Below are 16751 nucleotides of genomic sequence, written 5' to 3'. Positions count from 1 at the left end.
TCATTACAGCTGCTTGGCGTATTGCTATGTGTTATTACTTAGCGTTGTTTAAAAGCCAGTTTGATAACAAGCGAACACCATAACCAGTGCCACCTTCAGCTAACTCATCTTTAGCTTTGCTGTTAAGTGCATTACCAGCAATATCGATATGAACCCAACGGGTATCGCCGGCAAAGTTTTGTAAGAAACTTGCTGCTGTCGTTGCACCTGGACCATGCGAACCAATATTTTTAAGGTCTGCGATATCCGATTTTAGTGCATCTTCGTAACCTAGTGGTAAGCGCCATAAGTTCTCGTTAACCTGTTTTCCTGCAATTGTAAGTTGCTCAACAAGTTGGTCATCATCAGAGAAAACCGCTGCGTATTCATTACCTACAGCACCGATTTTTGAGCCAGTCAATGTAGCCACATCAATCATAATACTTGGTTTAAACTTGTCGCGGGCATACCACATTGCATCACTTAGCACTAAACGGCCTTCAGCATCTGTATTAACTATTTCAACGCTTAAACCTTCAGCTGTGCGAACAACATCACCAGGCGCTACAGAGAATTGTGACACCATATTTGCAGCCATACCCATTACAGCCACTACGTTGGTATCTGCTTTTGCAAGTGCCATTGCTTTAACCGTACCCAGTACTGCTGCTGCGCCTGCCATATCTGATTTCATGCGGGCAATCGAAGCACCTGTTTTAATACTATAACCACCAGAGTCGAAGGTAATGCCTTTACCAATCAATGCAATTGGGGTGTCTTTATTACCTTGGTAATGTGCAACAACTAAACGCGAACCTTCTTCACTGCCACGGCCAACAGCTTCTAACGCACCCATGCCTAATTTTTTAATTTGTTTTGGTTCTAAAACGGTAATTTTAACGCCTAATTTTTTTAACTCTTGTGCGGCTTTTGCAAAATCAGACGGCGTCATCTCAGTTGCAACTTCTGAAGTTAAGTCACGCGCTAAAAAGACACCTTGTTCAATGCTTTGTAGTAACTTATGGGTTTTGACCGCTTGGTCTAAATTTTCAACATCAACAGTATAGTTAACTACATGTGTATCTTGTTCTTTTTTGTATTGTTCAAAGCGGTGGTCACGTAAATTAGCACCATGTGCAAATTCAGCAGCGTATTTAGCATTGATTTCACCATCTTTAAGCTCTGAAAAATCAAGGCTCACAGTTGCTTGTTTTGCTGATTGTAATTTTGCATGAACATTACCACCAAGCTTTGCCATTTTAGCTGCATTAAGTTCAGCTTGCTCACCTAAGCCTACAAGCACAATACGTTGGTGTTCGCTGCCATTTGGTGCAATAACTTCTAATGTCTTGCCATAGCCCGCTTTAAAGTCACTAAATTCGATAACTTTATTTAAGTGGTTTTGGGTTTCTGGTTTTAAGTAATTAAAGTTAGCAACTTGGCTATCTGTGTCTAAAAACAATACTAATGTGTTGTCTTTCGGTTGAATCGATTTTGCAAAAGTGAACTCTGCCGCATTAACTTGCGTAGCAAGTGTTATACCCAGAGCAAGAGCAGACAAACTGTGTGCAATTCTCATTTTTAATATCCCAATGTTAAAAAGCTGTGTTTTACCGTAAATAGGCTTAAGAGTTAAATTGTTAGCGGTGAACAGCCGTTTGCATGCGTTTAAGGTGAAATAATAAATAGGATTACTCGGTCTGCTCTATTACAGGCTTTTACGAGGAAATAAGTATGACAATTAAGTCGATATTACTGACATTATTTACTTGCAGTGCCATTTTCACCATGAATCATACAACAGCGCAAGAGATGCCAGACAACGCAACCGGACATATTGAAACAATTGTGCTTGGTTCTGGTTGCTTTTGGGGAGCCGAAAAACGATACGAAGCACTTGGTGGTGTTTTAGACGCGGTATCTGGTTATGCTGACGGTAGCGGTTTTAAAGCAACCTATAGAAACATAACGCGTAGCGCACGTCGATTTGATGAAAATAACTACGCAGAAGTTGTTAAAGTGACTTACAACAGTAATCAGTTAACGACAGAACAATTATTAAAATATTATTTTGAAAATCATGATCCAACTCAGTTAAATCGCCAAGGCAATGATATTGGCACTCAATACCGCTCAACAATTTTGGCAAGTAATAATCAGCAAATTGAGGTTGCTAATAAACTTAAAGATGAATACCAAGGTAAGTTAACCGCAGCAGGGTACGGCAAGATTGTTACTATTATAAAACCTCTCGATTCGTTTTATGCGGCAGAGGAATATCATCAAGATTATTTAAAGAAAAACCCTAATGGCTATTGTCCTGATCACTCAACAGGGGTTGTTTTTACGCCAGTAGAAAAACAGCAAGTTGATAACACGGCCTTATTAACCAATAAGCAGATAGTCGTTATTGATGCTAAAGGCTATTGCCCATACTGTGAAAAGTTTAAAAAAGAAGTCGCTAATGAGTACATGGGCTCGATACCTATGACATTCCGTCATGCAGATCAGCTTGATGGCTTAAAAATTAAAACCCCAACATGGGCAACACCCACGTTATTATTTATAGAAAATGGCGAAGAGATATATGGCCGTCAAGGTTATGTGAGTAAAGATGAGTTTTATAAAGCCTTAGGCGCATTTAAACTAGGTGATAGTGAAGCATTTAGAGTTGCATTCCATGCCAGAACAGATAGCCCATTTTGTAAACAATACGATATCTTTAAAAACACACCGGATGGTATTTTTGTTGATAAGCTAAGTGGTGCGCCATTATTCGATACTCGTGATAGGTTTAATTCAGGAACCGGTTGGCTTTCATTTACTCACCCGGTAAAAGACAGTGTGACCATGCATGAAGACAACAGTTATGGCATGCAGCGCATAGAGCTTAAATCTAAAAGTTCAGGTATTCACTTAGGACACTTATTCCCTGGGGAAGGGCCAAGAGGTAAAGATAGATACTGCATTAATGCGACGGTGCTTGATTTTGTGCCACGTGATCAAATTTAACGTAGATACAAAAAAACCAGCCATTAAGGCTGGTTTTTCAGCATTAGAATCAGTCATTACCACAATTTTAATTCCTGTTTTGCGCGATTTAAATTAAATGATACATATTCATTATCATCGAGTCTTGAGGCTTCATAAAAATCAGCAATTGCTGCCGTATCATTATTAGCCATAAATCGCGCGACACCTCGGTTACTTAATGCAAACGAAGTTAATTCATTACGTTTAAATCGAGATGCTTTAATCTCTTTTAATAGACTTATTGCTTCAGTACAGTCAGCTTCAGCTTTATCAAACTGCTTTAGCTTTACACTTGCAACACAGCGATTAAAAGGCGCTATATATTGATTTGCTGGATCTTCAGCAGACGTTACTAAACCAGCATTGTAGTCACCTTGCATAATCGCAATGGATGAGGCTTCGTCATCCACTACCATTAGTTTAAAGTCGATATCATTTGCTAACACCCAATTCGAACTCATGCAAAGTGAGGTAATCAAGATGGTTTTGAGAGGTATGAACTTGAACATTGTTTATCTCCTTAATAATGTAAGTACATCACTTACTCTATTAATTTAGAAACAGTGTTACTGATTGACAAACGACAAAAATACACCCATTAGATGAAAAAAAATATCTTATTGGGTAGGTGGCTTGAGTGTATATTTTAGACAAAAAAAAGCCCAGTCAGAACACACAAGGACCGGGCTTACGACAACAATTTGGTTGGGCTAACTATTACAGCGCTAAGTTTTGCTTCGCGCGGTTTAAGTTATGATTTACCAGTTCATTTTTTGAGATTTGAACTGCTTCATAAAAGTCTGAGATTGCAGCTGTATCATTTTCTGACATGATGCGTGCAACACCGCGATTACTTAATGCAAATGATGTTAATTCACGGCGTTTGTAACCTGGTACTTTACTTGTGTTTAGAAGTGAAATCGCTTGTGTACATAGGTTTTCAGCTTCTGAAAAATTCTTTTCTTTTACGCTTAATGCACAGCGGTTGAATGCAGTTTCATATTCATTGCTTACATTATCGTTTGTTTGAGCTTGCTCAATAACCATCAGTTTATAATCAGCTTGGTCGGCTACTGCCATCGCTGAGCAAGTTAATAAAGAGCTAAGTGCAATAGTGGTTACAAGTGTTTTTAACATGATAGTTTTCCTCTGAATAAGTTGGTGTTTCTTGCCAACGAGTGAACTTTAAAATATTCCTATAAGCTAAACAAACGATTAAATTAGAACTGATAGATGAAGAAATTTAATCTATAGAGTAATTACTCAGTTCTCAGCGATTTAGTAGGGAAAATTAGAGAGGAGAGTGTCTGAAAATTACTTTCAAACACAATAAGCTTTGTTTTGTGAATGCTATTTATGTACTGATGTTATCAGTTTGGTTGAAAACACATACTCTAGATCAGCTAGTTATGATTGAAGCTATTTATTTAATGTAATATTCAAAACTAAAATATCTGCTGTATCAGTTTGTTCTTTGAGTAAGATAGTATTACCGCTTATAGCAGTTATTTGACTACATAAATCCGCACAAAACTTTTCAAAATCAATACTTAAATTTTGAACACCTAGTTCATAATCGTAAAAATTCATTGTCCTTGAGTCGTTTTCTTTGTATTGAAAATAGAAGCCATTTTTAATAGGGTAAATGCTTGAAATAAAATGCGTATTATCAAATAGATTGGTACCAGAAGCAGTGATTACTTGGCCAATTGAAAAACTCAGTAATTCGTCGTTATCATTTAAAAAAATATTTTTATCTTTCAATTGCGTTTTTAATGACACTATTTCGTCTGTAACTAAATCAAATTTAACTATTTCATCATTGTGAGTGTTCTTATCAACAAACAAAATAGCATCTGACTGTTTATACCATCCGATTGGATACCCAATGATTCCATTTAACCATTCGATTGCGAACTGGTCTTCCTCTAGCTTAATAAGAAATGGTTTGTTATTTATACTGCTTGCGATAAGTGTTCCAGAGGGGTCCCATATTGGTTTTGATAAAGCATATTCTTGCTCAGTGTTAACGAACAATAATTGTTCTTCTTCAGTCTCAATATGTTTAATAAAAAGTTGTGGAAGTCCATTTTTCATTGACATGTAGGCGATGAGTTTTTCATCAGGTGAAAGTGCAGCTTCTTTATCAATGGTATTAGAGTTTACGATTTTTATAGGAGTAGAGAGTGAATCTAAAGCGCTAATCAAAATATCTTGATCAGACTTAGCCTCAATAAAATACAGTTTGTCCTTAACGATTTGTGGATAAATCAAAAAGTTATAGCTTTTAAAATTAAGAGTCGTTAATTGGCCGTTTAATTCAAGTTGTTTTAACTCACTGCCATTACTCAATAACAAAGAGTCACCATCGTTAAACCAAGTCATAAAGTGCCAGTTATGATCAATTTCAACGACTGATTCAAGGTTAAAACTCGATAAATTTAATAGTTTTACCTCCGAGATTGCATCTTCATTGAAGCCAATTATCGCTAATTGTTTCTGGTTAGGTGATAAAGCGAGCTTGTAGGGCTTGAAATCATCATTTGGTTGAAGAATTTCGTAAGAATGGCCAGTAATCAAGTTATGTCGATATAGGCTTACATTACGGCTGTGTTCGGAACTGTTTTGATTTGCTAAATAGAAAAGGTTTTCTTGTTCATCTATAAAAAACAAGCTGTTCCAGGTTATATCTGTACGAGAAAAGAGTTTTTCTTCGCTGATCACGTTCGCTTCTGTATCTAGTTGCAGTCGATTGAATGAAATACTCCCTTCATCTTGAAACGAATATACAAGTGTATTTGTATCTGTATCCCATGCAAGGTAGGTAAACGCTTTTAAGTCTGTACTTAATTCTTTATATGAATTTAATTGTAAATCTTTGATTAAAAGCCTTCGCTTATTAGGACGATTGGTATTTTGTATATAAGCCATAAAACGCCCATCAGGACTAACTTGTAGGTAACGCTCTTTTTCATTGCTTGCAGTAATAGGCTTAAGATCTTCTAAAGAAATCAGCTTATCTTCGTTAAGGAAATTGAAAAGGAAGATAATGATAAACAAAGCAGGGATAATTAAGAGTGCTAGTTTTGTATTTTTTATCTGATGTATTTTTGCTAATGGAGTGCTCGTTTTTTCATCAGGAAAACGTATTTCAGCCTCGAGACTATAGCCCCGCTTTGGGTGTGTTTTTATAATGTGCTTTTCTTCATCGGATAACGCTTGTCTTAACAAAGCAATATTTCTGCGAACTGAATTAGGACTGAAAATAGCTTGTGGCCAAACATTAGCAAAAAGCATTTCGGCTGATAACACTTGATGTGGTTTTTGCGAAAATACTTCAAGAAGTGCCATCACCTTAGGCTCTACAACAACAACTTTACCATCTGTTTGAATTTCGCCAGTCTCAAAATTAACCAAAGAGTCATTAAGAAAAAATTGTTTTGATAATTTACTTTCACTCAAGTTGATAGTTATCCATTTGTTATTATTGGTTATTTTCAGCTTAATGTTTTCTTAAGCTTTTCTTAATCACTACTTCATCGCTTTTTGTTATTCGCAAAAGTAAAAGTATCGAAAGGCCAAGCGCCATATTATTCAATAAACAATAAAAGGAATGTAAAGTGAAGCGATATTTACTAATGCTCATATTTTTTATGTGTTTTATTAGCCATAAAGCACATGCAATGAAAGAGGTAGACTATAACAAATTGGCAAGTCAATTTATTACGGTTTTAAACACTAAAGATTTAGATGAGATCGAAAAATTTGTAGTAAAGAACTTCTCGCCAAATTCTCTTGCACGCTGGGAGGGTAAAGGTAAAGACCGTTATGTTGGGTATTCGATGAATGTTGCGCTTTTTCATGGAGAGTTGAGTGTTATTTCTACAGAGCTTGATACGTCAACTAATCGCATCCGTCATATAAGTAAAGTTTATTCAAAGAATACAGATATGCAGCATCAAGTAGTGTTATTTTTTAATGATGACCAATTTCAAGCAATAACAGGGTGGTCTATTGAAGAAACTCCACAAAACCAAGGTTCAAAAGGCTCTTTAACTGAGTCACAATTTATTGAAGAGATCAAAATTTATACTGATAAACTGGCGCAAAGAGGTAGTTTCTCTGGCACGGTATTACTTGCTAAAAATAATGACATTTTGTTTAGCGCTGCATATGGCTTTGCTTCACGTCGCTATGATGTGAAAAATAACTTAGAAACGAAGTTTCAAATTGGCTCAATGAACAAAATGTTTACTAGCGTCGCTATCTTACAGCTAATAGAAGCTGGCAAATTATCGCTTGATGATCCGCTCACTAAATTTATTGATAAAAGCATTTTAGGGAAAGGTGATTTTAGCAAAATTAAGATTCGACACTTATTAAGCCATACATCAGGGATTGGTATTATTTCTGGCTATGACGAGATACAAAATAAGGTGCGCTCTCTTAAAGATATCCAACATTTATACAGTTCAATTGACGCTACATTTGAACCCGGAACTGAATGGCGTTACAGCAATACGGGTATGGTTCTACTTGGTCAGGTGATTGAGAATGTAACTGGTGAAAATTACTATGATTACATAAATGAAAATGTATATAAAAAAGCTAACATGCAACAAAGCGGAAGTTATGACTTAGATGTGCCTGTCAAAAATACTGCCCGTAATTATTGGTTTTCTGTCGAAACTGGTCAAGTAACTGAAAATTTGATGTTTCAATCGGTAAAAGGGGGTCCTGCAGGCGGAGGTTATTCAACTGTAGGCGATTTACACAAATTCGCCATGGCAATTCAAAATGCTCAACTAGTAAGTCGTGAACTCTCTAATAAAGCCTTATCAGCAAAACCTGAGCTAAATGCACCAAACTGGGGATATGGTTTCTCTGTGAGAAGTTCAGCAGGGAATACAACTGTTGGTCATAATGGGTCCCATTTAGGCATGACAGCAAGGTTAAATATGTATCAAGAAAAAGGCTATATTCTAGTTGTTTTGGGGAATTTTCAATCTTCAGCATGGCCTGTTGTGGCAAAAGTAGATCAACTCATAAAGCGTTTGTAAAAATTCATTAAAAAGAGGGGCGTATTAAAGCCCCTTATGAACAACCTGCAAATCTATTATTGTTAAATTTAATAACAATGTAATGGTTTTACGTTGTGGTAGTGTTTGTGTCAGTAGGCTATATCCTGTTAAAAAAGCGTTTTAATTATATATGTAGCAATCGGTTAGTAACTTTGTTAAAACTAATCCTCTTAAATAACAGGTGTTCATTGTAGGACATATAGTCTGAGCATTGAGCTCATAATTAACTTGCTAAACCTCATGAAGGAATTATGGTGCAAGGATATAGAATAAGCACAGATAAAACTTACCTCGATTTTGAAGTGATTTACGGTTTTATTTCAAAAAGCTACTGGGCGTCAGGAATACCAAAACATACGCTAGAAAAAGCCATTGCAAACTCGTTTTGTTTTGGTGTTTATGACAGCCAAGACTCTCAAATAGGTTTTGCCCGCCTTATAACAGACAAAGCAACATTTGCTTATCTTGCTGATGTATTCATAGTAGAGAGCCATCGTGGCAAAGGTTTGAGCAAGTGGCTTGTTGAGAGCATAGTGTCTCACCCCGAGCTTCAAGGCTTGAGGAGAATGGTATTGGCGACAAGAGATGCGCATGGTTTGTACGCGCAATATGGTTTTCAACTAATTGAGAGTCCAGAGATGTTTATGCAAATTTGGAATCCAAATGTTTACCATGATAGAGAAATAACAACAACTTAAAGGTTACATTAAAACAACTACATTTTGTTCGTTGTGAACTTAGCGCTGATTGCAGTGTAATCCTCAACAGACATTAGCAAATTTAAGGACATAATTATGAAAACAGGAATTTTATCAATCGGGTTATTATTTATATCAAATCTTGTTTTTGCTGATTGTAAAGTAGCGCTTGAAGAAAGGCTAAAAGATGATTTAAATCTCACATACCAGCAATTTGATCAGACATACGATGCTGGGTTTAGATTGTTAGAAAAATCAGGTTGCCATGCTGAAGCCGCTATTCTGATAAAACGTTTTATTTCTCATAATAATTCAAAAGAAAGCTCGTTAACGTGGCATTTAGCTCAAATGGAAGGCTTGGCGGGTGATTATCAACAAGCGGTTTTTCACGCAAAAAAAGTATTGGAACCGCATGAAGATTTAACTTCCTCAAAAATGTATTGGAATGACTTTGTGTTAGGGAACATTGCTTTTTGGAATAAAGACAAAGAAAAGCTAAAAAAACACATAGCAAATATAGAAAAAGGGCAAAGTTTTAAACCTAACCAGATAAACCTGAACTACCTGAATCAGTTACTCAAACATTTTGATTTAAGTTACAAACAAGCATTGTCTGAAGCTTAAGGTAAGCTTCGTTAGTTTAATTTCTAGATTGCTCCTCGAATTTGCAAGAAGCAAAAAATGATCGGAACATAAACGACAAAACCCAGCCGAAGCTGGGTTTTGAGACAACACAATTCTGTGAGAACTTATAACGCTAAGTTCTTTTTAGCACGAGTTAAGTTGTGCTCTACTAACTCGTTACCTGAAATTTGTACTGCTTCGTAAAAGTCTGACAATGCAGCAGTGTCGTTTTCAGACATGATGCGAGCAACACCACGGTTACTTAACGTAAATGATGTTAGTTCGCGACGTTTATAGCTAGGTACTTTACTTGTACTTAGTAAGCTGATTGCTTTTGAGCAAAGTGTTTCAGCTTCAGAGAATTTTTTCTCTTTAACACTCAAAGCACAGTCATTAAATGCTTGTTCGTATTGACGGTTTTCTGCAATATCAGCAGTGATAGATTGGTCAATTACCATCAATTTGTAGTCACTCTGATCAGCCACTGCCATAGCTGAACAAGTTAATAAAGAGCTAAGTGCAACGCGTTTCATAAGTGTACTAAACATAATCTTTTCCTCTATTTGAATCGGTATCAATCGCCGACAAATGAACTTTAATTGAACAGCGAAAATTCAACAAACGATAAAATATGACCTAATAGATGAAGAAATTTAACCTATAGACTTTAGTCTAATGTAATGAATTAGTTTTAAGCCGTCAGCCGTCAGCCGTGACCCCGATAAAGTAGACACGGGGTTTAAATAGCTAATGTTTACGATAAAGAAAGATAAAGCAGCAGAGTACGCAAAACAAATTGTTGTTAATTAAAAATAAAATCGGTACTTTATGATGGTATGTATAGTTGATGACTTAATTTATTCAGAATAAGCGTATAACCATGAAACTGATATTTGCGTTGTTACTTTTAGGGCCTGTTATTGCCAATGCAGCTGAAGATAAAGTTGCTGTTTATCTTAATTTTGAGCAGGCTTATTTGAGTAACGATGTATCTTTGTTTGCGCCATTACTAAGTAAAAACTATACGATTAAACAAACATTACATATTCCAGGCATAGGGTCAGATACTGTACCAGTTACTAAAGCTCAGTTACTTCAGGGCATGAAGCAAAATCCAAAGCCTAGTTCATTGCCACGCTCAAAAGCTGAATTAGTTAAAATAGAAACAATTTCAAAACAGCAATTCTGTGCAAGTTCACAAACTTTAGATCAAGTCGTTGTTGGAGGTAAAAACTACGAAGAGAAGGAACTACGCAAAGCCTGTTTTAATCATAAAAACAATCGCTATGAAGCAATATCACATACTATCGATGTTTATTACCGAGAGCTTTAATAGACATAGTTATAGATTCAGAAATTTCCGTGTATTTAATAAACGTATTAACTGATTAAATTACGGATAAACCCAATAAATTGAATAAGGACATAAATATGAACAAACAGTTAGGTTTAATGGCAGGAGTATTACTAGCATCAACAAGTTGTTTCGCAGCTGATAGTTTTCAAGTAGAAACATCAGTTTATAAAGCGAATGAGCTACTAGCATCACCAGTAATGCTGGTGGAAGAGAAGCAACCTGCAACCATTTCGGTTGGCGATTCTTTTAGCTATGAAGTTACAGTGATACCACAAAAAGAGAATACGGCGGCAATAGAAACATCTATCACGCTCGCTGGAAGATCTTTTACACCTTCTTTTATTGTGGAGTATGGTAAACAGGCGTCTTTTGAAATTGGTGAAAATAAAGTAAGTATTTTAGTAACCAAGTCTAAAAGCTAAATTAGCAATAAAAGACCCTCAATGAAGTTGAGGGTCGTGATTATTTGTTATTTTAGATGTTTAAAAGTATCAATCATCCATTTAATAAACAGCTCTAGCTGTGCATTTGTTTCGCTAGGGTCATGTTGCACTAAGTAGTATTTGTCTTTGGTTTTTAATGGCATATCAGTGAAATTAAATAGCCATTGCTCATCAAACCAAGTCTGACTAATAGGTAAGGGGATTAGGGCAATACCCATACCCTGTTGCGCTGCACGTGCCACACCAAACATACTATCAACCTGAATAATTTGCTTTGGTGCGAAGTCTTCTACACCGGCATGTTCTGCCCATTGGTGCCAAGCCCAAGGACGCGCTTTGTGAAGTATAAGAGGTACTTCGTTTAAGGCCTGAAATGGGTTTTCTTGCCATGCTTGCCAGTTTTCTTTATTACATGCTGGTGTATACGATAGCGAAAACAGCTCATGTACAACGCCTTCATGCGGTTTAGACGAAGACAATACAATCGATAAATCACTTTGCTTAGTCAGCTCTTTACGCGTTTTTAAGGTATTAAGCTGTAAGTTAGTATTAGGGTGTTCACTAGTCCATTCGCTTAGCTTCGGCATTAATAGTTCACTGGCGAAAAATTCAGGTAGTGTGATGCTAATAGTCACATTCTCTTGTAATTGACTAAACTCGTTGATGGTTTTTTCAAGCGCTTTTATAAGCGGTGACACAGAGTCATAAAAATTCTTACCTGCAGCTGTCAGGCGAATTGAGCGGGTTTGACGTTCAAACAGTTCAATACCCAATTGTTCTTCTAATTGTTTGATCTGATGGCTTACAGCAGAAGGCGTAAGGTAAAGTTGGTTTGCCGCATCTTTAAAACTAAGAGTACGTGCAGCAAAACAAAATGAGCGTAAGCCACGAATAGGTGTTTGCATAGTTAATTTCAGTAAGTCTCGATAGCGCTTATTAGTTAATTAACTGCTAAGCAATTATTATCCCAAAATGTAAAAAGTAAGAGAGTAAAAAATAAATATAGCTAATCTTTGCATAAACGCATAAAAAACACTCAGTAATTGATTGTTTAATCTACTTTTATTGTGGATTGTGAATTTTACCATTTTTCTGAAACAGGTAACACCCTAAGCCTCAAAGACTTTCACCTCACAAAGTTAGGGCATTTTAAACCATTTGTGTGACAAATTGGTGCAAAAGTTCTGTAGCTAAGAGATAAAAAAAATCCCTCTTGCGAGGGATTTTGGGTAACTCAGCGCCATTGGCACTGGGAATGAGGTCGGTACATGGGATGAGAGTGGTTTAAAAAACCATCTCTGGAACATCACCTTCAACAAGCAATTTGCCTGCCGTTTTGCTAATAATTTCATCTACTGACACGCCCGGAGCGCGTTCAATTAGATGAAATGCGCCGTCTTTAACTTCTAGTACGGCCAAATCAGTTACGATTTTCTTTACACAGTTAACCCCAGTTAGCGGTAAAGTGCAACTTTCTAATAACTTAGAGTCACCATGCTTGCTTGCATGAGTCATCGTAACAATAATATTCTTCGCGCCAGCAACGAGGTCCATCGCGCCACCCATGCCTTTAATTAGCTTCTTTGGGATCATCCACGATGCGATGTTACCGTTCTGGTCAACTTCAAATGCACCTAATACTGTTAAGTCTACATGACCACCCCGTATCATGGCAAAACTATCTGCACTATTAAATATTGCTGCACCTGTGGCTGCTGTCACGGTTTCTTTACCCGCATTGATCATATCTGCATCAACTTGGTCTTTAGTTGGGTACGCACCCATACCTAGTAGGCCATTCTCAGACTGTAGCATGACTTCAATACCTTCTGGTACATAATTAGCTACTAGAGTAGGGATACCAATACCTAGATTAACGTAATAACCGTCTTGTAGTTCTTGTGCAACACGCATTGCAACTTGTTCACGTGATAATGCCATTTGAATGCTCCTTAATCGCGAGTTGTTACACGTTCAATGCGTTTTTCAAAGTTACCTTTGATCACGCGATTAACATAAATACCTGGGGTATGAATTTGGCTTGGCTCAAGTTCTCCAGGCTCAACAATCTCTTCTACTTCAGCAACGGTGATTTTACCTGCTGTCGCAGCCATAGGATTGAAGTTCATTGCTGTGTGACGAAATACAAGGTTACCGTAGCGGTCGGCTTTCCATGCTTTAACAATGGCAAACTCACCAGTAATTGATTCTTCTAAGATATACGGGCGACCATCAAATTCTTTTACTTCTTTGCCTTGTGCAACCGGAGTGCCGTAACCTGTAGCAGTATAAAACGCAGGAATACCCGCGCCACCGGCACGCATCTTCTCAGCGAGTGTACCTTGCGGTGTTAGTACTACATCAATTTCGCCATCGAGTAGTTGTTTTTCAAAAAGCGCATTTTCACCTACATAAGAAGCGATGATTTTTTTAATTTGCTTATCATGAAGTAAAATACCTAAACCAAAATCATCTACGCCGCAGTTGTTTGAAACAACGGTTAGATTTTTAGTCTGTTTACGCTTAATTTCATTGATAAGTCCCTCAGGAATACCACACAAGCCAAAGCCACCAGCGATAACAGTATCGCCATCTTTTAAACCTTCCATTGCAGCTTCATAACTTGAAACCACTTTATCGAAACCGGCCATGAGCCTACTCCTTAATTATTCTGAGTGTTCTTTAGAGCAAGTGATACCTTGCTGACAGGTTGTTTATTTAATGCACTGCAAATAGCCCAACCAGCTTTCGCCAGTCTTTCTAAATCAATTCCATGCTCTATGCCAAGCCCTTGTAGTAAGTAAACTACATCTTCAGTGGCAACATTTCCTGACGCGCCTTTGGCATAAGGGCAACCACCAAGGCCTGCAACAGCACTATCAACCGTTGCTATACCGCGGCTTAGGGCGGTGTAAATATTTGTGAGCGCTTGCCCGTAGGTGTCGTGAAAATGTACAGCGAGTTTCGATTTATCAATATGTTGCAAAAGTAAATCTAATAACTCATCGACTTTTTTCGCCGTACCCACACCAATGGTGTCACCTAGGCTAATTTCGTAACAGCCAAGCTCAAGTAATCTTTGTGATACTTTTAATACATCATTGTAGTCGACATCACCTTGATATGGGCAACCCATAACGCAGCTCACATAACCTCTAACACGAATGTTATTCGCTTTGGCAAAAGCCATCACATCTTTAAAGCGATCAATACTTTCATCAATAGAGCAGTTAATGTTCTTTTGACAAAACGCTTCACTTGCCGCTGTAAAGATAGCAAATTCTTGAATGTCGACTTGTTTTGCCGCTTCTGCACCCCGTAAATTTGGGGTGAGGGCACTTAAGTTAACATTAGGCAAATTTAACGCGCTAATTACATCACTAGAGTCAGCCATTTGTGGCACCCATTTAGGTGACACAAATGCTCCGGCTTCAATATCTTTAAGGCCTGCATCTGCAAGGGCGTTGATAAGAGCGACTTTATCTTGAGTACTAACGGCTGCTTCATTTTGCAAACCGTCTCTGGCGCCAACTTCTACAATGCGAACAAAATCAGGGTACAGTGCCATTACGCCTCCGGCTCTTCAACGATCGCGAGCATATCACCGTGACTCACCAGTTCACCTTCAGCAAAGCAATAGCTCGTTAATACACCATCATGCGGGGCATTGAGTGTGTATTCCATTTTCATAGCTTCAATAATGACGACCGCATCACCTTTAGCAACCGTACTACCCACCTCAACCAAATGCTTAACAACAGTACCATTGAGTGGCGCAGCAAGTGGTAGTGCATCACTTTCATGTTCACTAATATAGTGTTTATCAATTAGCTCTAGCACCGTTTGCTGTGCTTTGTACATCACTGTGATGTGAGAGTCTGTTTGATTAATATGAGCAACGACTTTTTCGCCATTAACGACTAAGTTCGCAAGGCCATTTTCAACGCTACCTGAAGTTGTATAGTCAACTTCATCTAGGTTGATTTTAAAGCCTTCTGACGCCTTAACAGCATGAACGTTTAAATCAACAAACGGAATTGTTGTTTTAGCGTCACTGTTTAGCATAAAGCCTGTTAATTGTTGCCATGGGCTGCTGCTTTCACCTTTTAGTTGATGTGCATACGCATAGGCTGCCACAACAGTTGCAATAACAGATTGTTGCTCGCTTTTAGCAACAAGGCGTTCACCTTGGTCTTCAATAAAGTGCGTATCGGGTGCACCTGCTTGAAAAGTTGGGTGGTTAGCAAGATTATGTAAGAAATTAACGTTACAGCTAAAACCTGCTAGGTGAAATTCCTCTAGTGCTTTTGATAAACGCCCAAGCGCAGCCTCACGGTTATCGTCATGAACAATTAATTTAGCAATCATAGGGTCGTAGAACGGGCTGATTTCATCACCCGCTGCAATCCCTGTATCTATGCGTACAAATTCAGATTCGTTCGGTGTAAATAGGGCATCAATGTGACCAGAACACGGAATAAAGTCATTACTTGGATCTTCAGCATAAATACGCGCTTCAAAGCTGTGACCTTGCAGTTGAATATCTGCTTGGCTAAGTGGTAATGCTTCACCTGCCGCAATATTGATTTGCCAATTCACCAAATCAACACCAGTAACCATTTCTGTTACTGGGTGCTCTACTTGTAAACGGGTGTTCATTTCCATGAAGAAGAATTCATCACCGCAAAGTAAAAACTCAACCGTACCTGCACCGCGATAGTTAATTGCTTGGGCACAACGTACCGCAGCTTCACCCATTTCTTTACGAAGTGCATCAGATAAACCCGGAGCAGGGGCTTCTTCAATTACTTTTTGGTGACGACGCTGTAAAGAGCAGTCACGGTCGCCTAAGTACACACAGTTACCATGGCTATCTGCAAAAACTTGTACTTCAACATGGCGAGGTTTAGTGACGTAGCGCTCTAACAGTACTAAATCGTTACCAAAGCCGGCTTTTGCTTCACGTTTTGCGCCTTCAAGAGCACTGATAAAGTCTTTTGCGTGTTCAACAACTCGCATACCTTTACCACCGCCACCAAAGGCCGCTTTAATAAGTACGGGATAACCAATTTTTTCAGCTTCGGCTTGTAAGAACTCAGTATCTTGATTATCACCATAATAACCAGGTACTAAAGGTACATTCGCTTGGTGCATAATTTCTTTAGCGCGGGTTTTTGAGCCCATGGCTTCAATGCTAGATGCTGGTGGGCCAATAAAGGCAATATCATTTTTCTCACACGCAAGCGCAAATTCAGAGTTCTCAGATAAAAAGCCATAACCCGGGTGAATACAATCAACACCTGCTTGTTTTGCAACATCGATGATTTTGTCTGCCACTAAGTATGAGTCTTTACTTGGCGCAGGACCAATATGGTACGCCTCATCAGCAAGCTTTACGTGCTGAGCATGTTTATCAGCATCTGAATACACTGCAACCGTTGTTAAGCCCATTTGCTTTGCTGTACGCATAACTCGACAGGCAATTTCACCACGGTTGGCAACGAGAATTTTTTTCAATGATTTTGTTGTCATAATG

At 38.0% G+C, this 16751-nt stretch carries 16 protein-coding genes; 6 read left to right on the top strand and 10 right to left on the bottom strand.

Annotation, left to right across the window (positions count from 1 at the left end):
• Positions 1–34: 34 nt before the first annotated feature.
• Positions 35–1558 (bottom strand): leucyl aminopeptidase, encoded by a 1524-nt coding sequence (locus AAEU31_RS16540; protein ID WP_421967786.1) that lies wholly within the window; start codon positions 1556–1558, stop codon positions 35–37.
• Positions 1559–1767: 209 nt separating this feature from the next.
• Between AAEU31_RS16540 and msrA the strand changes: the two genes are divergently transcribed.
• Complete coding sequence (gene msrA, locus AAEU31_RS16535; protein ID WP_421967795.1) at positions 1768–2991, top strand: peptide-methionine (S)-S-oxide reductase MsrA; 1224 nt, start codon at positions 1768–1770, stop codon at positions 2989–2991.
• A 56-nt stretch (positions 2992–3047) separates the two neighbouring features.
• Here msrA and AAEU31_RS16530 read toward each other — a convergent pair whose 3' ends face one another.
• The 3 genes from AAEU31_RS16530 to AAEU31_RS16520 form a co-directional block, all read right to left on the bottom strand.
• Entirely contained in the window at positions 3048–3521 is a 474-nt protein-coding gene (locus AAEU31_RS16530) for a tetratricopeptide repeat protein (protein ID WP_421967785.1), read from the bottom strand.
• Between the two features lie 208 nt (positions 3522–3729).
• The gene (locus AAEU31_RS16525) at positions 3730–4149 is read right to left on the bottom strand and encodes a tetratricopeptide repeat protein (protein ID WP_135924667.1); all 420 of its coding nucleotides are present in this window, start codon (positions 4147–4149) and stop codon (positions 3730–3732) included.
• A 282-nt stretch (positions 4150–4431) separates the two neighbouring features.
• On the bottom strand, positions 4432–6474 hold the full coding sequence (locus AAEU31_RS16520) for a winged helix-turn-helix domain-containing protein (protein ID WP_421967784.1): 2043 nt from the start codon (positions 6472–6474) through the stop codon (positions 4432–4434).
• A gap of 158 nt (positions 6475–6632) precedes the next feature.
• On the opposite strand from AAEU31_RS16520, the gene AAEU31_RS16515 reads away from it, so the two are divergent.
• From AAEU31_RS16515 to AAEU31_RS16505, 3 genes are all read left to right on the top strand, one after another.
• Positions 6633–8072 (top strand): serine hydrolase domain-containing protein, encoded by a 1440-nt coding sequence (locus AAEU31_RS16515; RefSeq protein ID WP_421967783.1) that lies wholly within the window; start codon positions 6633–6635, stop codon positions 8070–8072.
• A 272-nt stretch (positions 8073–8344) separates the two neighbouring features.
• Complete coding sequence (locus AAEU31_RS16510) at positions 8345–8791, top strand: GNAT family N-acetyltransferase (RefSeq protein ID WP_421967782.1); 447 nt, start codon at positions 8345–8347, stop codon at positions 8789–8791.
• 96 nt (positions 8792–8887) lie between these two features.
• The gene (locus tag AAEU31_RS16505) at positions 8888–9415 is read left to right on the top strand and encodes a hypothetical protein (protein WP_421967781.1); all 528 of its coding nucleotides are present in this window, start codon (positions 8888–8890) and stop codon (positions 9413–9415) included.
• Between the two features lie 125 nt (positions 9416–9540).
• Here the strand turns inward: AAEU31_RS16505 and AAEU31_RS16500 are convergent, their stop codons facing one another.
• Positions 9541–9963 carry a hypothetical protein gene (locus AAEU31_RS16500; RefSeq protein ID WP_135924653.1) on the bottom strand — a complete coding sequence of 141 codons (423 nt, stop codon included), beginning with the start codon at positions 9961–9963 and terminating at the stop codon, positions 9541–9543.
• A 332-nt stretch (positions 9964–10295) separates the two neighbouring features.
• Here AAEU31_RS16500 and AAEU31_RS16495 point away from each other — a divergent pair, with 332 nt between their 5' ends.
• Both AAEU31_RS16495 and AAEU31_RS16490 read left to right on the top strand, forming a co-directional pair.
• Positions 10296–10748, top strand: a complete 453-nt coding sequence (locus AAEU31_RS16495; RefSeq protein WP_421967780.1) for a hypothetical protein — start codon at positions 10296–10298, stop codon at positions 10746–10748.
• 98 nt (positions 10749–10846) lie between these two features.
• Complete coding sequence (locus AAEU31_RS16490) at positions 10847–11194, top strand: hypothetical protein (RefSeq protein WP_421967779.1); 348 nt, start codon at positions 10847–10849, stop codon at positions 11192–11194.
• 47 nt (positions 11195–11241) lie between these two features.
• Here the strand turns inward: AAEU31_RS16490 and AAEU31_RS16485 are convergent, their stop codons facing one another.
• The 5 genes from AAEU31_RS16485 to AAEU31_RS16465 form a co-directional block, all read right to left on the bottom strand.
• The gene (locus tag AAEU31_RS16485) at positions 11242–12120 is read right to left on the bottom strand and encodes a LysR family transcriptional regulator (protein ID WP_135924646.1); all 879 of its coding nucleotides are present in this window, start codon (positions 12118–12120) and stop codon (positions 11242–11244) included.
• 379 nt (positions 12121–12499) lie between these two features.
• Positions 12500–13156: a 3-oxoacid CoA-transferase subunit B gene (locus AAEU31_RS16480; RefSeq protein WP_062564432.1), complete on the bottom strand. Its 657-nt coding sequence runs from the start codon at positions 13154–13156 to the stop codon at positions 12500–12502.
• An 11-nt stretch (positions 13157–13167) separates the two neighbouring features.
• Positions 13168–13866 (bottom strand): CoA transferase subunit A, encoded by a 699-nt coding sequence (locus tag AAEU31_RS16475; RefSeq protein WP_421967778.1) that lies wholly within the window; start codon positions 13864–13866, stop codon positions 13168–13170.
• An 11-nt stretch (positions 13867–13877) separates the two neighbouring features.
• Positions 13878–14783 (bottom strand): hydroxymethylglutaryl-CoA lyase, encoded by a 906-nt coding sequence (locus AAEU31_RS16470; protein WP_421967777.1) that lies wholly within the window; start codon positions 14781–14783, stop codon positions 13878–13880.
• A complete protein-coding gene (locus AAEU31_RS16465; RefSeq protein ID WP_421967776.1) occupies positions 14783–16747 on the bottom strand; it encodes an acetyl/propionyl/methylcrotonyl-CoA carboxylase subunit alpha in 1965 nt (654 codons plus the stop codon). Before AAEU31_RS16465 ends, AAEU31_RS16470 begins: the two co-directional genes overlap by 1 nt.
• Between the last annotated feature and the right edge of the window lie 4 nt (positions 16748–16751).

The organism is Pseudoalteromonas thalassia (assembly GCF_049257215.1).
Lineage (GTDB): Bacteria > Pseudomonadota > Gammaproteobacteria > Enterobacterales > Alteromonadaceae > Pseudoalteromonas > Pseudoalteromonas lipolytica_C.
Note: the sequence above shows the minus strand (reverse complement) of the source record. Positions and strands in the feature narration are given on the sequence as shown.

Excerpts from the sequence above, each read along its gene's own strand:
- AAEU31_RS16540 (WP_421967786.1), bottom strand. The coding sequence starts at position 1,558 with ATGAGAATTGCACACAGTTTGTCTGCTCTTGCTCTGGGTATAACACTT.
- msrA (WP_421967795.1), top strand. The coding sequence starts at position 1,768 with ATGAATCATACAACAGCGCAAGAGATGCCAGACAACGCAACCGGACAT.
- AAEU31_RS16530 (WP_421967785.1), bottom strand. The coding sequence starts at position 3,521 with ATGTTCAAGTTCATACCTCTCAAAACCATCTTGATTACCTCACTTTGC.
- AAEU31_RS16525 (WP_135924667.1), bottom strand. The coding sequence starts at position 4,149 with ATGTTAAAAACACTTGTAACCACTATTGCACTTAGCTCTTTATTAACT.
- AAEU31_RS16510 (WP_421967782.1), top strand. The coding sequence starts at position 8,345 with ATGGTGCAAGGATATAGAATAAGCACAGATAAAACTTACCTCGATTTT.
- AAEU31_RS16505 (WP_421967781.1), top strand. The coding sequence starts at position 8,888 with ATGAAAACAGGAATTTTATCAATCGGGTTATTATTTATATCAAATCTT.
- AAEU31_RS16500 (WP_135924653.1), bottom strand. The coding sequence starts at position 9,963 with ATGTTTAGTACACTTATGAAACGCGTTGCACTTAGCTCTTTATTAACT.
- AAEU31_RS16495 (WP_421967780.1), top strand. The coding sequence starts at position 10,296 with ATGAAACTGATATTTGCGTTGTTACTTTTAGGGCCTGTTATTGCCAAT.
- AAEU31_RS16490 (WP_421967779.1), top strand. The coding sequence starts at position 10,847 with ATGAACAAACAGTTAGGTTTAATGGCAGGAGTATTACTAGCATCAACA.
- AAEU31_RS16485 (WP_135924646.1), bottom strand. The coding sequence starts at position 12,120 with ATGCAAACACCTATTCGTGGCTTACGCTCATTTTGTTTTGCTGCACGT.
- AAEU31_RS16480 (WP_062564432.1), bottom strand. The coding sequence starts at position 13,156 with ATGGCATTATCACGTGAACAAGTTGCAATGCGTGTTGCACAAGAACTA.
- AAEU31_RS16475 (WP_421967778.1), bottom strand. The coding sequence starts at position 13,866 with ATGGCCGGTTTCGATAAAGTGGTTTCAAGTTATGAAGCTGCAATGGAA.
- AAEU31_RS16470 (WP_421967777.1), bottom strand. The coding sequence starts at position 14,783 with ATGGCACTGTACCCTGATTTTGTTCGCATTGTAGAAGTTGGCGCCAGA.
- AAEU31_RS16465 (WP_421967776.1), bottom strand. The coding sequence starts at position 16,747 with ATGACAACAAAATCATTGAAAAAAATTCTCGTTGCCAACCGTGGTGAA.